General features: G+C 32.9%; 14 protein-coding genes. 11 read left to right on the top strand and 3 right to left on the bottom strand.

Features of this window, described 5'->3' with window-relative positions; genetic code table 11:
- Positions 1-18: 18 nt before the first annotated feature.
- The 6 genes from BLQ00_RS12335 to BLQ00_RS17590 all read left to right on the top strand — a co-directional run bounded on the left by BLQ00_RS12335 (position 19) and on the right by BLQ00_RS17590 (position 6,221).
- Positions 19-939, top strand: coding sequence for a mechanosensitive ion channel family protein (locus tag BLQ00_RS12335; protein WP_093144603.1), 921 nt, complete (start codon positions 19-21; stop codon positions 937-939).
- An 88-nt stretch (positions 940-1,027) separates the two neighbouring features.
- Positions 1,028-1,663, top strand: a complete 636-nt coding sequence (locus BLQ00_RS12330) for a hypothetical protein (protein WP_139149407.1) — start codon at positions 1,028-1,030, stop codon at positions 1,661-1,663.
- Positions 1,664-1,766: 103 nt separating this feature from the next.
- Positions 1,767-4,289 carry a cation-translocating P-type ATPase gene (locus BLQ00_RS12325; RefSeq protein ID WP_093144601.1) on the top strand — a complete coding sequence of 841 codons (2,523 nt, stop codon included), beginning with the start codon at positions 1,767-1,769 and terminating at the stop codon, positions 4,287-4,289.
- A gap of 217 nt (positions 4,290-4,506) precedes the next feature.
- Positions 4,507-5,109: a TetR/AcrR family transcriptional regulator gene (locus tag BLQ00_RS12320; RefSeq protein ID WP_093144600.1), complete on the top strand. Its 603-nt coding sequence runs from the start codon at positions 4,507-4,509 to the stop codon at positions 5,107-5,109.
- 94 nt (positions 5,110-5,203) lie between these two features.
- Complete coding sequence (locus BLQ00_RS12315) at positions 5,204-5,938, top strand: SDR family oxidoreductase (RefSeq protein ID WP_093144599.1); 735 nt, start codon at positions 5,204-5,206, stop codon at positions 5,936-5,938.
- A gap of 109 nt (positions 5,939-6,047) precedes the next feature.
- Entirely contained in the window at positions 6,048-6,221 is a 174-nt protein-coding gene (locus tag BLQ00_RS17590; protein WP_175445443.1) for a hypothetical protein, read from the top strand.
- Between the two features lie 137 nt (positions 6,222-6,358).
- Here BLQ00_RS17590 and BLQ00_RS12310 read toward each other — a convergent pair whose 3' ends face one another.
- The 3 genes from BLQ00_RS12310 to BLQ00_RS12300 all read right to left on the bottom strand — a co-directional run bounded on the left by BLQ00_RS12310 (position 6,359) and on the right by BLQ00_RS12300 (position 7,700).
- Positions 6,359-6,847, bottom strand: coding sequence for a hypothetical protein (locus BLQ00_RS12310; protein ID WP_093144598.1), 489 nt, complete (start codon positions 6,845-6,847; stop codon positions 6,359-6,361).
- An 11-nt stretch (positions 6,848-6,858) separates the two neighbouring features.
- Positions 6,859-7,119: a hypothetical protein gene (locus tag BLQ00_RS12305; protein WP_093144597.1), complete on the bottom strand. Its 261-nt coding sequence runs from the start codon at positions 7,117-7,119 to the stop codon at positions 6,859-6,861.
- 104 nt (positions 7,120-7,223) lie between these two features.
- On the bottom strand, positions 7,224-7,700 hold the full coding sequence (locus BLQ00_RS12300; protein WP_093144596.1) for an Hsp20/alpha crystallin family protein: 477 nt from the start codon (positions 7,698-7,700) through the stop codon (positions 7,224-7,226).
- A 475-nt stretch (positions 7,701-8,175) separates the two neighbouring features.
- Between BLQ00_RS12300 and BLQ00_RS12295 the strand changes: the two genes are divergently transcribed.
- The 5 genes from BLQ00_RS12295 to BLQ00_RS12270 all read left to right on the top strand — a co-directional run bounded on the left by BLQ00_RS12295 (position 8,176) and on the right by BLQ00_RS12270 (position 15,162).
- On the top strand, positions 8,176-9,975 hold the full coding sequence (locus BLQ00_RS12295; protein WP_093144595.1) for an ABC transporter ATP-binding protein: 1,800 nt from the start codon (positions 8,176-8,178) through the stop codon (positions 9,973-9,975).
- A gap of 464 nt (positions 9,976-10,439) precedes the next feature.
- Entirely contained in the window at positions 10,440-11,609 is a 1,170-nt protein-coding gene (locus BLQ00_RS12285; RefSeq protein ID WP_093144593.1) for a metallophosphoesterase, read from the top strand.
- A 14-nt stretch (positions 11,610-11,623) separates the two neighbouring features.
- Positions 11,624-12,166 carry a DinB family protein gene (locus tag BLQ00_RS12280; protein ID WP_093144592.1) on the top strand — a complete coding sequence of 181 codons (543 nt, stop codon included), beginning with the start codon at positions 11,624-11,626 and terminating at the stop codon, positions 12,164-12,166.
- Between the two features lie 381 nt (positions 12,167-12,547).
- A complete protein-coding gene (locus BLQ00_RS12275) occupies positions 12,548-13,549 on the top strand; it encodes an alpha/beta fold hydrolase (protein WP_093144591.1) in 1,002 nt (333 codons plus the stop codon).
- A 143-nt stretch (positions 13,550-13,692) separates the two neighbouring features.
- Complete coding sequence (locus BLQ00_RS12270) at positions 13,693-15,162, top strand: FAD-dependent oxidoreductase (protein WP_093144590.1); 1,470 nt, start codon at positions 13,693-13,695, stop codon at positions 15,160-15,162.
- The last annotated feature ends 136 nt before the right edge of the window (positions 15,163-15,298 follow it).

The raw sequence follows: 15,298 nt of genomic DNA, 5'->3' as shown, positions 1-15,298 counted from the left end.
AGTAATATTTAAAAATCGATGGAAATATTTGAAAATATAAGTATATGGATGAATGAACATCCTGTTTCTACCAATATTATTAAATATTTAATTTGGGCTACATTTATATTACTTACAATCGTAATTCTGAGACGGCTTTTACGAAAAAAACTACCCGATACAGGTATAAGATATAAATCTCAAAAAGCAGTTGAAATTTTCGGGTACCTACTGCTCATAATAGTTACAATATCATTTTTTACGGGTAGCATCAAGGACTTTGCATTGGCAATTGGATTCCTTACAGCAGGTATTACAATAACACTACAAGAGTTAATTCTAAGTGTTGCTGGCTCTTTCTATATCTTTTTCGTTGGTGTCTACAAACCTGGTGATAGGATAGAAATCAACAATATAAAAGGAGATGTAATTGACATCGATAGCGTATACACAACCATGATGGAAATTGGCGAATGGGTTTCCAGTGATAATTATAGTGGAAGAATTGTAAAGCTAAGCAATGCCTTTGTTTTTAAAGGGCCTGTATATAACTATTCAAAAGATTTCCCGTTTGTTTGGGATGAATTTAATCTTCCAATTCGATATGGTTCTGATATAGAATTAGCTAAAACTATTATTGTAAAAATTGCTTCGGAAACATTATCTGAATATGTGTCACAATCTATTTCAGAATGGAGTCAAGTTGTAAACAAATACTATATTGAAAATGCTCAAGTCGATCCTACTTTAGCAATAACCATGACTGATAATTGGATACAATTTAACCTTCGTTATATCGTAGACTATAAAAAAAGAAGGTACACAAAGAACATATTGAATGAGTTAATTGGAAAAGAAATTCAAAAGACAAACGGAAAAGTACAACTAGCTTCTGCCACTTTTGAAATTGTTCGGGTACCTAACATTAATGTGAAAAAAGAAGAAAAAAATGACGAATAAATTTACATACTTTCTTTTAGTTATTCTCTTTAGCTTTAAAGGCTATACCCAAGAAAGACTACACCTCAACTTCCATAACTTTCAAATTATGGAAAACACTAAAAATAACACTTTTCAAATACTCAATAACGGAAAAGTAATGTTTGATGAATTAAAATATGTTGGACATGCAGAAAGTTCTTTACAGGTTCTAAACAATGAAAATGAAATATTTTATCTAAATGATAAACTAGAAACTGTCTCTTATCCTGAAAAAAGACAACTATTTTACTGCGGAACAGTCGATCATTATTCAGTAGAAATTATGGACAAAAAAGATTACTATTTAATAAAGAAAACAATAGATCCTATCGATAGTCGTGAAACAATACTGACAGAAATAATAGATTCCATCTCTAAAAAAAACATTAATGATATTTGCTTTTTAAATGGTAAAAAGAGCATTGAATATGATGATAACTTCTACTTCCCCGAAACTTTAATTATTGAAAGTAAAAACAAAAAATTTGGAATAAAAACCAGCAACAAAACTGAATTTTATGAAGAAATTGATTACGATAACCCTTTTAAGCTAAAAATCAAAAAAAATGGTTTGTGGGGATACCTTAACATTACCAAAATAAAATATAAGACGTTAAATAACTTTGTTTTCAATCTAGCTTCTTTTGAATTAGAAAATGGTCAAAAAGGCTATATCGATACTAACGGAAAGGAATACTTCTAATATCCGGTGCTAAAAACGTGTATTTACCACGCGCAGCCTAAAATATACATACTCGTTGGCTACAACCCAAACGAACCGTAAGTAATTAAATCTACCATTGCCAATGCCTTCTAATAATTTTAATATATCAGGATTAACAAACGAACAGGTAGCGCTTGCGAGAAAAAAGTTTGGACAAAACACTTTAGATTACAAAAAAGAAAACGGTTTTTTAGACACTGTAAAAGGTATTATCAAAGAACCCATGACTATTTTATTGTTGGTTGCAGGTTCTATCTATTTTATTAGTGGTGATATAGGCAACGGGGTTTTCTTGGTTGCTGCTATTTTGTTTATCACCTCTATTTCATTATACCAAGATTCAAGAAGTAAAAACGCACTTGAAAAACTAAAAGATTTTTCTCAACCACATTGTAAAGTTATTCGCAATGGGGAAACTATCGAAATTAACAGTAGCGATTTAGTAGTCGGCGATAGCTTAATCGTTGAAGAAGGTACATTTATTACTGCAGATGGAAGCATCATTCATTCCAATGATTTTTCGGTAAACGAATCTATACTTACAGGCGAGTCGTTTGCTGTTTTTAAGGATACAACAAAAGAAGATCATTTTATTTATAGTGGGACAACTGTTGAGAGTGGTTTGGCTATTGCTACGATTACTGCCATTGGCAACCAAACAAAATTAGGTAAAATTGGAACGAGCCTAGAAAGTATCACTGAAGAAAAAACACCATTAGAAATACAAATTGCAAATTTTGTAAAGAAAATGGCAATCGCAGGTACTATTACTTTTGTATTTGTTTGGGCCATTAATTATTGGCATTCTCAAAATCTATTAAACAGCTTGTTACAGTCGCTCACTCTAGCAATGAGTATTTTACCCGAAGAAATTCCAGTCGCTTTTACAACTTTTATGGCTTTGGGAGCTTGGCGTTTAATGAAAATGGGGATCGTAGTCAAGCAAATGAAAACGGTTGAAACATTAGGGAGCGCAACAGTTATTTGCACCGACAAAACGGGAACCATTACTGAAAATAAAATGAGCTTAGCAAAACTCTATTTGTTATCCTCAAACAAAATATCTCAATCCAGCGACCAATTAACCGACGATGAAAAACAGCTTGTAGAATTGGCAATGTGGGCAAGTGAGCCTATCCCTTTTGACCCAATGGAAGTTGCATTGCACCAAGCGTATAAAGATGTTTCAGAAAAGGATGAACGACCTAACTACAAACTCATACATGAATATCCATTAGGAGGTAAACCACCTATGATGACACATGTATTTAAAAACAATAACGGCAACCGAATTATAGCCGCTAAAGGTGCTCCCGAAGCTTTGATGCATGTTTCAAATCTTACAGAAATCGAAAAACAACAAATAAATGAAGCCATTCAAATCATTGCAAATGATGGTTATAGAGTTTTAGGAGTAGGTGTATCAAACTTTACAGGTAATAATTATCCTGCGAAACAACAAGAGTTGTCATTTCATTTTAAAGGTATTGTTGCTTTTTACGACCCTCCTAAAAAGAACTTTCATAAAGTATTAGAAGATTTTTATACTGCTGGCATTGCTGTTAAAATAATAACAGGCGATAATGCTCCCACTACGGAAGCCATTGCAAAACAAATTGGATTTAGGGATTATGAAAATAATATTACCGGTGAAGAATTGATGAAATTGAATGATGACGAGTTAAAAACTTGTGTAATGAACACTACCATTTTTACCCGTATGTTTCCTGAAGCGAAATTAAAAATCATTAACGCCTTAAAGTCTAACAATCAAATCGTAGCAATGACAGGCGACGGTGTAAATGATGGCCCAGCATTGAAAGCAGCACATATTGGTATTGCAATGGGCAAAAAAGGAACAGAAATAGCCAAACAAGCAGCATCATTAATTTTATTAGAAGATGACTTATCAAAAATGGTCGATGCAATAGCCATGGGTAGAAAGATATATGCTAACCTAAAAAAAGCTATCCAATACATTATTTCTATACACATCCCTATCATCCTTACGGTATTTATCCCTCTTGCTTTAGGGTGGATTTATCCCAACATTTTTTCACCTATTCACATTATTTTTTTAGAAATAATAATGGGTCCCACATGTTCTATTATTTATGAAAACGAACCCATGGAAAAGAATACGATGTCGCAGAAACCTAAAGCATTGACAACTACTTTTTTTAATTGGAAAGAATTATCCATCAGTATTTTACAAGGGTTAGTAATAACGATTGGAACGTTATCTATTTACCAGTTTTCAGTTAGTAGTGGATACGATGAAGCTCTAACAAGGACAATGACTTTTACGGCCTTAATAACCGCAAACATTTTTCTGACTTTAATAAACCGTTCGTTTTATTATTCTATTGCAACAACTTTAAAGTATAAAAATAACATGATTTTATTTATCATTTTTACTACCATCGCTATGGTAGGCCTTATACTTTATGTAAAACCATTAACCACCTTTTTTGAATTTGAAACATTGACTTTTTTCCAATTACTAAGTTCTATTGGAGTTGGTTTCATTTCAGTAATTTGGTTTGAAATTGTAAAACTAATCAAGAGGACTAGAACAAATAAAGGCAGAAATAGCAGTCGCTAAAACCACATTATAATCATTACTTTTTTGAAACTAAACATAAATTGAATGTAAGTTTTGGGGTTCAGAAAAAAACACAAAACTTACATTTCTAATGCTCACGTAGCTCCAAATACTTGGAACTAAATAAACCTTAAAGGCGCCAAACACAACGAATATTAATCAGCATCTATTTTTTAAAAAAACATACCGACTGTACTTTTTTATGTATATTTACCGTATGGAGCAAGAATTAAAATCTGAAATCACCAAGCAGCACATTATTCATGAAGCATTTAAACTGTTTTATGAAAAAGGTTTTAAGTCTACAAGTATCAATGAAGTAATGAAAGCTGCTAAAATGAGCAAAGGCGCATTCTATCATCATTACAAAAGCAAGCACCAACTTGGATTAGAAGTCATTGAATTGAAGATTAAAAAACGTGTTTATGATGGCATGATTGTACCTTTAAAAGGACCTGGAAATGCCATAGAAATTTTAGAAAACACTTTTCTGAACAGAATTAAGTCCTTCCCTTTTTATGAGAAGCAGCATGGATGTCCAATGAATAAATTTATCAATGAAATTGGCAATTATGAAAGCAGTTATCAATTAGCCTTAAAAAATATTATTGAAAAATGGAAAAAAGCACTTGTCATTCTTATTGAAATAGGCAAGAATCAAAACGATATAAAAAAAGAAATTCCTAGTGAAGCCGTAGCAGTTTATTTAATTAGTGCTTTTGAAGGAATTAGAGGAATTAGAAAATTATATGACAATGACAGTATTCTTGATCAATATATTTCTGGTTTATCAGTATATCTAAATCAATTAAAAGCTTAGTTTTTTCATAAAAAACATACCAGATAAAATGTTTTTATGAATTTATGAATAGTAAAGAAAGACAGTAGAAATTTTATTAAAAAAGAAAAACAGTATGAAAGTTAAAAACAAAGTCATAATCGTAACTGGATCTTCTAAAGGAATAGGAAAGGAAGTTGCTATTCTTTTAGCTAAAAATGGTGCAAAAGTAATTGTGAATCATTCTAATAGTGAAAACGAAGCAAATGAAACTGTAAATCGCATAACTAAAAATGGCGGCACCGCTTTGGCCATTCAGGCAGATGTAAGTCAGAAAAGTCAAGTTACCAATCTATTTGATAAAACCATTGAAGCGTTTGGAAAGGTAGATGTATTGATAAATAATGCCGGAATTATGTATAATAAATTTTTAAAAGATAATACACAAGAAGAATTTACTAAACTTTTTGATATAAATGTTAGAGGTATTTTTAATACCCTTCAAGAAGCTGATAGCAAACTGGCAGACAATGGAATTATTATCAACTTTTCTTCAAGCACGGCAAAACTAATGTTTCCTAAATATGCTTTATACTCGGCTACAAAAGCTGCTGTAGAGCAAATAACTAAAGTATTCTCTAAAGAAATAGGAAGAGGAATTTCCGTGAATGCAATTGCTCCAGGTGCTACAGCTACAGAATTATTCTTAAACGGAAAATCACAAGAAACTATTGATAAATTAAGTGCCATGAATGCTTTTAATAGATTGGCAGAACCTATTGATATTGCTAGAGTAGTTTTATTTTTAGCGAGTGATGATTCTAAATGGATTTCAGGACAAGTAATTGGTGCAAATGGCGCTTTAGTTTAGTTGAAAGTAAATAAAACAATTGCTAATAATCATTCCTCTTGACAAACGAACAACCACTAAAACGACAATCTTAGTTCTCATTCTAGCAAAATAGTACGTCGCTAAGAGAGTGTCCTTTGAAACTGGACTACAAATTGGATTGATTATAAAACAAACGGGGAAAATACTCGAATCGCCAACTAACGACCCCAATTTTAATACTACTGCCAACCATGAAAACACCACTCTTGATTTCGGAATAGCAATTGGGGTTAATTATGAATTAAATAAAAACCTACTTTAAATTTAAGATACTTTTTTGGGGTAGTTGAGCGTAACTTATCTGATATTAAATTAACTGCAATAAACTTAGGGCTAGAATCCGAGTTTTAAAAACTATTTACAACCTAAAACTAGAAGAAGAAAAAAGACGAAAACTATTTAGTTTTCGTCTTCGGGTTTGATAAATTCTGACCGATATTTTTCTAAAAACTTTTTCTGTCGCTCAACCAATTGTTGGGTTATCTTATCAATATCCATATAATCTTTACCAAAATCACTTCCAAAAAAATTGTCATTAAAAAAGTGGTTACTGAAAAGTGAATCTTTAGAAAAAATAGTCTCAAACCCTTGATCTTCGAAGTCTGAAAAATTAGTAAAGAATTTTGACTTGAAGGATTGCAACAAACTATCCTTATCTACATTTGAAAAATCATCTATTCTGCCACTTGACGACCATGAATAAATACTATCATACCTGATTAAATTTCCGTTTTCATCAAACTCTTTATCAACTTTCCAAGAACCTTTGGGTTGCTCAATTGTACTTTTCTCACTTTCTTTTGTTATGGTTTTATTAGTCTCATTGTTTTGTGAAGTACAACTAACACTTAACAAACCAAACAAACATATTAAAACAAATTTCTTCATCTTTCTTCATTTTAAGTTAAATTGAATTTAGGTCTTTCTACAACTGTTTTAAACAAACCACCAGTTTCAATGGTTCTAGTCAGTTTATTTTCGTGGAATACGGCTGTTTTTCGTTCACCATTCGTATACCAAACACATTCCAAATAATTGTCATAGTCAACCAAACCAAATATTGAATCTTTTTTTTGGACATACTTGAGAACTTGCATTTTTGGAGCGGTAAGTTTTCCTCTAACTTTTACCCAATCTCCAGATTTAAATTTTCTAGTCATATCATTAAATTTTAAAGATTAAACAATATTAGTGGTTTAGAAGGGGCCGAATTAGCAGACTCGGTCCCTTCTAAACACTTTAACCTAAAAATTTAGTGGCTCAGTTATTGAATTTCTATGCTTCTAGGAGGTTTTTGTTTGGCCTCTTCTTTTTTGGGCAAAAGAATATTTAGAATGCCTTCATTGTAAGTAGCATTAATTTTTTCATCATCTACACTCTCTGGCATAGTAAAGCTTCTTTTGAACGAGGAATAACCAAACTCTCTACGAGTATAATTTTCTTCTTTTTGCTCGTTTTCTACCTTTGTCTCTGTAGAAATTGATAATACTTGATTGTCAATGTCAATATGAAAATCTGATTTTTTCAGACCTGGCACTGCCATTTCTACCATAAATGAATCGGCAGTTTCTTTAATATTGACTTTAGGTAATGTAAATCCAGTATTAAAACTTGAGGTAAATACTGATGGAAGATCTCTATTAAAAAGATCATCAAACCAATTAGACAAGGTTGGGAAGTTTTGATTTGAATTATTGTTCGCTAAACTTCCGTTTTTAGGAACACTAACTAAATTGCTCATAATTACAAAATTTTAAATTAAACATTATTTCAAATTTGAAACCTTCATTGATTCCAGATTCAATAGAACAAATAAATTGCCAAAATGAATAATCAACATTTTTATGTAAAAACATTCTTAAAATCACTGCTTATTCCGTCAATTTTTCAGAATAAATGTCATTTTTTCACTTAAAAAAACGTCAAATTGACATTTAAGTTACAGCGTATTAGACCTCTATCACAACACAAAACAACCCGTAAATACTATGGCTTCTTCACTACTAGAATTATGCTCACAAAAAATAATTAACTAAATTGGTTCAAATAAAATTTGGTGTAAATTTACCTCTCCAGCTCTTACAAACCTCCTTATTTTTTTTGGACTAAAAGGTAAAATTTAAATTTGTAGCTGATAATAACTATGTGCTACACCAAACACAAGCATGGTAACACTAACTAGCCATTATTTAATGATTAAGCTAAATACAATGTAAATGAAAGATTCTTCCAAACTTTCTCTCCTAGCGCTTTTTAAAAAATTATTTGTCTATATAAAACCTTACAAGCATTTAGTAATTGCTACTTTACTGCTTACCGTAATTGGTTCGTTTTTAGCACAAGTTAACGCCTTAGTATTACGCTATGCTGTGGACGAATTAACGGTGTTAAGTGAAGCGAATAAAACCGTAAAAGATGGTCTGTCATTATTAACAACCATAAGTGTCATTCTTTTATTGAAAGAAGGAGTTTATGCTTTAGTACAATTTGGACAAAAGTTTTATGGTGAGAAAATGAAAATATACATCTCAAGAGATTTTGCTCAAAATATAGTGGAGAAAATATTAACCTACAGGATGGCTTTCTACAGCTCTCCTGCCAATGAAAGCGGAAAGTTACAGACAAGAATAGATTTAGGAGTTACCAGTCTTACCCAATTAGTTAAAAACTTTTTCATAGACATATTACCCTTATTCTTCAACGCCTTTATAGCTTTATTCCTAATGTTTAAAGCTAATGTTTATATAGGCTTTGTAAGTCTTGCCATTCTACCTATTTTCTTTTACATAAGTAGTTTGCAAGCTACTAAACTAAAAGGTTTCAGAAGAAAAATGAGAGGCTTTAGGGAATCAAGAAATAATGGAATTATTAGTTTAATCAATTCTATAACCGTTATAAAATCTTTTACTAGAGAAAATTTAGAAAGCAAAAAGCATGAGACCATTCAGTTAGAAATGACTGAAAACCAACTTAAAACACGACAATTAAGTTTTTTATTTGATGGAGTAAAGACATTTGTAGAACAATTTGGAGTCGTAATCATCATTATTTTAACAGCCTATTTTGTTCTGAATGGTAGTATGACGATAGGTGCCATTATGTTTCATATTTTACTTTTCAACAATGTTTCGGCTCCTATTCGTCAGTTACACAGAATATATGATGAAGTAAATGATGCAATGATCTATTCTGAATCTTTTTTCGAAATTATGGATGCTCACGAAGAAACAGAAATTGGAGGTTCTTATATTCCTGAAAAAATTAGTGGGGTTTTTGAAATTAAAAATATAGATTTTGCATACCCTAATGGTACTAAAGCACTCTTTGATGTATCGATGGTTATTAAACCCAATACCATCAATGCCTTGGTGGGGTTAAGTGGTGCAGGAAAAAGTACTGTGATAAACTTATTAGATAAATTTTATGCTCCTTCTTCTGGAAAAATATTTTTAGATGGTGTCGATTTGCAAGAATATAATACCCAATGGTTAAGAGATAATATTGGCCTTGTACTTCAAAAAAATCATATTTTTAATGGAAGTATTGAAGAAAATATTCTTTATGGAAAAGTTGATGCCACTCATGAGGAAGTTGTTGATGCGGCAAAACAAGCGTATATACACGAACAAATTATTGAATTACCAGAAGGCTATAATTCAAAAGCAACCTTACTTTCAGGAGGGCAGCAACAGCGTGTTTCAATTGCACGATTATTTTTAAAAAACCCACCCATTATTTTTTTAGATGAACCTGCCGCAAGTTTAGATGCTGTCGCCACAGAAAAAATTAAAAAAAGCTTAGATGCTATAAAAAAAGGACGTACAGTAATTATTATTTCTCATAGTATTTCTCAAATAATCGATGCTGAAAATGTAATTGTAATGGGAAAAGGCAAGGTGGTTGAGCAAGGCACTCATGAAAAATTGTATAAAAATAAAAGTGCTTATTACGAGATTTTTAATGCGATGGCTAATAGCTTAAATATTGATAAAATTACAAATACAATTGAAAAATAATTTATCATCCAATCGATTTTAAATTTTATAAATAGAGCTTCTCACCTAGTAGAATTATGCTCGCAAGAAATTATTAACTAAATTGGTTTTTTCAAAAAAACGTAACAAGTTACTTATATGATTCTCAGTAAATTCTGAATTTTCAGAATTAAAAAGAACCTTTAAAAGTGTCCCCACTATAAAAAATGTCGCGTTCAATGAAAAATTAGCATACGAACCTTTGGTGATTATTTGAAAAAGTTGGCCTAAATTAAGTAACACAACAAATTTGATTGTATGACTAAAAAATTAATTGGAGTATTTATACTGCTTGCCTCTTCAAAATAATATTTGAGCGCTCAAAATAATTACAATCCAGGAAGTATCATTACAGCAAATAACGATACTATTAAGAGGTTCATTTTAAACAAAACCAATTCCGATTTAGCGTGTCCGGTTAGCTTCAAAGTCTATAAATAATTATTATGAAAAATAGTATTCTAATTGTCTCTTTCCTCATTATTGTAAGCACACTTTTTTCTTGTTCAACAATAATAACAAGCACTTCAAGTTTAAATAACATCGAATCATCAGAAGTCATAACAATTGCCGTTGGAGGAGATTGGGATGACAAATGGGGACTAAACGGAGCCACAGAATTAAGCCTCAAAAAAGGAGCTTCTCACGACTTAATATTAATGCTTGGAGATTTATCGTATGACGGTATTGATAATGATTTTGATTACAATATTCAAAATGCAAAGAATTGGGCTTCCAAAGCAAACAAAATTGTTGGCAATACTCCCATGCTTTTTGTAGCTGGAGATCATGACAGCAAAAGTCAAGATGGAGATGTAATGACCTATGCTAAAACACTCAATTTTCCTAGCGGAAAGAAAGCAGTTCGCCCACCCACTGGAAAGCTATCCGGACACGATTATGAGGGCAAATACCCGTATCTCTGGTTTAATGATATTGTTAAAGGAGAGACCAAAGTAAGGATTGTTGCTACCTCTGTTGCATTTCAAGAAAGTGAGATGGAACCTACTGAAATGCAGAGATATTTAAACCTTCAATATGCTGAAGGAAGTGAGAATTATAAATGGGTCGAAGCAGTCTATGCAGACGCACAAAAAAAAGGATATTGGATTATTCATATTAATCATCTTCCTTGGATTGATATGGGTAAAAACCAATCGTTCGTTAATAGTCAAGAGATGATTGATCTAGCTTCAAAATACAATGTAAACGTATTGCTGACTGCAAGTTCGCACAATATTTGGAGAACAAAGCCCCTTAAAATTAATGAAACGGACTGTTCTTCTATAGCTCTAACCACTTCCCCATCGGGAGCGAATCCAAATTGCGTTGGAAACCAAGACAATAAAATGTATAAAAAGTCGGATGGATTAATTCAAGCACATGTGGGTGTTGCGGGTAAAACCACTGGTTTAGATCTAAAGAAATATCCCGATGCTTGCGACCCAAATGCAGATGGAGAAGTCAGACATTATTTGGCAGATGGCACCTGTGTAACCGATGCTATTCCAGGAATTGTAACTTTAACCATTAAGAAAAAATCTCTAAGCGGAGACTTTCTAAAGGTTGACGGGAGTTTATTTGATCCGTATTCTTTCATTATCGAAAACAACTAAAAAAATTAAATACGATGAAGCAGATACTCATTTTAACAACCCTTATGCTATTTAGTTTAGTTGCATCACCGCTGCTTGCACAACAGGATGTTTTTATTGAAGATTACTTGGAACGGTTAGAGAATTCAAAAAAATATTTAATCCTTGTGGCTGAAATGATGCCAGAGGAAAAATATAATTTTAAAGCAACACCAGAATCTTTTACCTTTGCCGAAAACTTAATGCATATTGGATATGCTATTGACTGGCATAGCGAATCATTATTAGGAGGGCGAGAATCTCGAGAATGGAAAACTGACACCATTTATAAAGTTGCGAATAAGTCTAAAGAAGAAATGATTGCCACCATTGACAAAACATTTAATGAAGCTATACACTTAATAAAAGAATTTGATACAACTCAATTAGATGATGAGTTAGACTATTTTGGTCTGAATAGATCTAAACGACAAATTTTCTTATTACTAGCTGATCATATTACACATCATAGAGGGCAAATGCTTGTCTACATACGACTAAACGGACTTGTTCCACCTAGATACGTTTTGTTTCAGTAATTCTACTGAAGCTAAATATAAAGTAACCTTAAAAGCATCAAACAAGATACAACGCATACGAATCATTATTTTTTCTGAAACTAAATATAAGATATTTGCAACTATCTAACGATTCTGCTTTCTGATTTAACCTTCTTAGAATCTAAAAAAAGGAGGTATTAGTATAATTTTTTTTTAATTGAGTATTCAATTTAGATCGTATAACGCAATGTTAATTGGGAATACTTTAGTACTACCAAGCCCTTTGAAAAAGGAATTGCAAAGTACATTGTTTTATATTTGCTGCTGATAAAATTGAACTCGATTGTATTTGTAGTTTAATCTAGTCCCGGCTACCTTTCAACTAAGAAAAGCTATTATTAAACATTAGAAATTTAAGAAATGAAAAAGAATCTCCTAGGATTGCTAATCGTCATCCTCTTTTCACAATTGAACCACGCACAAAATGATAATTTACAATGGTTAGACGTAGAATTATCAAATTATGAATACCCTTTTACTGTTGAAACTTTAGAACTAACCATACAAGAGCAAAATCTACAAATGGCTTATATGGATATAAAGCCTGACAATTATAATGGAAAAAACATTGTTTTAATTCACGGGAAGAACTTCAACGGGGCCTATTGGAAAACGACAATTGAAGCGTTAAATAAAGAAGGGTTTCGTGTCATAGTTCCAGATCAAGTTGGCTTTGGAAAATCATCAAAACCTCAACATTTTCACTACACATTTCAACAACTTGCACAAAACACAAAAACACTCCTCGATACATTACAAATTAAAAAAACAGCAATCTTAGGGCATTCTATGGGCGGAATGTTAGCTACACGCTTTGCACTAATGTATCCTAAAACTACGGAAAAATTAATTTTAGAGAACCCAATTGGATTGGAAGATTGGAAACTAAAAGTTCCATACAAACCTGTAGAATGGTGGTATAAAAATGAACTGAAGAAGAACTACGAAGGCATCAAAAAATACCAATTGGTAAATTACTATGACAACCAATGGAAATCAGAATACGACCAATGGGTAAACCTATTAGCGGGTTGGACATTAAATTCTGATTACAAAACCATCGCTTGGAATGCAGCACTTACCTACGATATGATATTTACACAACCGGTAGTTTATGAATTTAAAAACATAACTGTTCCTACATTATTAATAATTGGAACGAGAGATAGAACAGCTCTAGGAAAGCCTCTTGTGTCCGATGACATTAGAAAAACGATGGGGCTATATGACCAACTAGGAAAACGAACACAAAAAGAAATTCCAAATTCGCAATTAGTTGAATTGAAAAACACAGGACACTTACCTCATATTGAAAGATTCAATGATTTTATAAATCCTTTGGTTCAGTTTTTAAAACAATAACAGCCGATAACAATAGGCCGTTATTACCATTTTTCCGAAATTGAGACTAAAATAAATAATAGTAATTTTACAGCCTCAAATCGTATAGCAGTACTTGTATCGAGGAAATCTTCCTCTTAGCGACAAGTTAAGGTGTAGCTTAAATGAACGAAAAAGTGATAAAGGAGGTAAATGATGCGACCCATTGGACTATGTGTACTGAATGTCAGGGACGCGGAAAAAAAAGCCGACGCCTGCGGAAGAAGGTTCGCCTACGTTATCAGGCTGCAGTAGCTCAATTTGAAAATACGAATGGAGAGGGTACTGCTCCAGTACGTCCTAAACGCCACTTAGATTCATGTGCAAACTGCTCTGGATCTGGATTAATTTCTTCTGAAAACCACCCCATACCTGACACAGAAAACTACCCTCACGTTGCTATTATTGGAGGTGGTATTGGTGGCGTTGCACTTGCTGTGGCGTGTTTACATCGTAGCATCCCTTTTACCCTTTATGAACGAGATAAATCCTTCGATGCCCGATCTCAAGGCTATGGACTCACCTTACAACAAGCTAGTAAAGCAATAGAAGCATTTGGCATTCTTTCTTTAAAAGAAGGAGTCATTTCAACCAGACATTTAGTACATACTACAGATGGAAAGGTGATTGGAGAATGGGGAATGCGAAAGTGGATGCAGTCAGATTCACCAAAAACACCAAAACGCTCAAACATACATATCGCACGACAGTCTTTGCGTTTAACTTTGTTAGAGCAATTAGGCGGTCATGATGTTGTACAATGGGACCACCAATTAGTAGACTTTACGGAATCTAAAGAAGCAGGTGTGGTACTGAGTTTTCAAGTACATGGAGCTAAAAAAACAGCACAGGCTGATCTTGTGGTTGGCGCCGATGGTATTCGTAGTTCGATACGACGATTGTTACTTGGAGAGGATGTTACCCCTTTACGCTACTTAGATTGTATTGTAATTCTGGGTATTTGTTCTTTGGAAAGTCTCGAGGGTGTTGACAGTTCGTTGTTAGATTCGGCCACGGTATTTCAAACAGCCAATGGAAATGAGCGAATCTATATGATGCCCTATACAGCAGACGCTATAATGTGGCAACTAAGTTTCCCAATGCCCGAAAAAGAAGCCATAGCACTTAGTAATAAAGGAGTAAAAGCACTTAAGGAAGAAGCATGTCGTAGAACGCAATGGCATGATCCTATTCCACAAATTTTAACAGCAACTCCAGAAACTCATATTTCTGGTTATCCCGTTTATGACCGAGAATTACTCGAGTCAGAATTATTAGCGAAAGGTGAGAACGTAACACTTATTGGTGATGCTGCTCACCCAATGAGTCCCTTTAAAGGACAAGGAGCAAATCAAGCATTATTGGATGCGCTAGCACTTGCTAGAGAAATTACAAAGGGATGCAATCCTTTCTCTGAATGGAAAAAGGTTGGAATTAGAAAGAGTGTACTAGCCAAATTTGAAGCGGAAATGTTAGAACGTAGTGCTTCAAAAGTAAAAGAATCGGCTAAAGCTGCAGCGTTTCTACATTCAGAAATTGTACTCCATGAAGGTGACGAACCCAGAGGGAAGTGTCTAAAAAGAAAAGACACGTAGCAAGTACAATTATTCATACCAGATTCGTCGCTTCGTTTAAAGTTTAGAGCTTTCAGCAGCGTCCATCAAATATTTAGTTATCTTAGTTTTTGATAATGATTTTACATTCGTTTTACTGAACTTCAAAAATTGTAAA

Source organism: Ulvibacter litoralis (assembly GCF_900102055.1).
Lineage (GTDB): Bacteria > Bacteroidota > Bacteroidia > Flavobacteriales > Flavobacteriaceae > Ulvibacter > Ulvibacter litoralis.
Note: the sequence above shows the minus strand (reverse complement) of the source record. Positions and strands in the feature narration are given on the sequence as shown.

Coding starts and splice junctions, on each gene's coding strand:
- BLQ00_RS12270 (WP_093144590.1), top strand. CDS start 13,693: ATGAACGAAAAAGTGATAAAGGAGGTAAATGATGCGACCCATTGGACT.
- BLQ00_RS12335 (WP_093144603.1), top strand. CDS start 19: ATGGAAATATTTGAAAATATAAGTATATGGATGAATGAACATCCTGTT.
- BLQ00_RS12330 (WP_139149407.1), top strand. CDS start 1,028: ATGGAAAACACTAAAAATAACACTTTTCAAATACTCAATAACGGAAAA.
- BLQ00_RS12305 (WP_093144597.1), bottom strand. CDS start 7,119: ATGACTAGAAAATTTAAATCTGGAGATTGGGTAAAAGTTAGAGGAAAA.
- BLQ00_RS12285 (WP_093144593.1), top strand. CDS start 10,440: ATGAAAAATAGTATTCTAATTGTCTCTTTCCTCATTATTGTAAGCACA.
- BLQ00_RS12315 (WP_093144599.1), top strand. CDS start 5,204: ATGAAAGTTAAAAACAAAGTCATAATCGTAACTGGATCTTCTAAAGGA.
- BLQ00_RS12310 (WP_093144598.1), bottom strand. CDS start 6,847: ATGAAGAAATTTGTTTTAATATGTTTGTTTGGTTTGTTAAGTGTTAGT.
- BLQ00_RS12300 (WP_093144596.1), bottom strand. CDS start 7,700: ATGAGCAATTTAGTTAGTGTTCCTAAAAACGGAAGTTTAGCGAACAAT.
- BLQ00_RS12295 (WP_093144595.1), top strand. CDS start 8,176: ATGAAAGATTCTTCCAAACTTTCTCTCCTAGCGCTTTTTAAAAAATTA.
- BLQ00_RS12275 (WP_093144591.1), top strand. CDS start 12,548: ATGAAAAAGAATCTCCTAGGATTGCTAATCGTCATCCTCTTTTCACAA.
- BLQ00_RS12280 (WP_093144592.1), top strand. CDS start 11,624: ATGAAGCAGATACTCATTTTAACAACCCTTATGCTATTTAGTTTAGTT.
- BLQ00_RS12325 (WP_093144601.1), top strand. CDS start 1,767: ATGCCTTCTAATAATTTTAATATATCAGGATTAACAAACGAACAGGTA.
- BLQ00_RS12320 (WP_093144600.1), top strand. CDS start 4,507: ATGGAGCAAGAATTAAAATCTGAAATCACCAAGCAGCACATTATTCAT.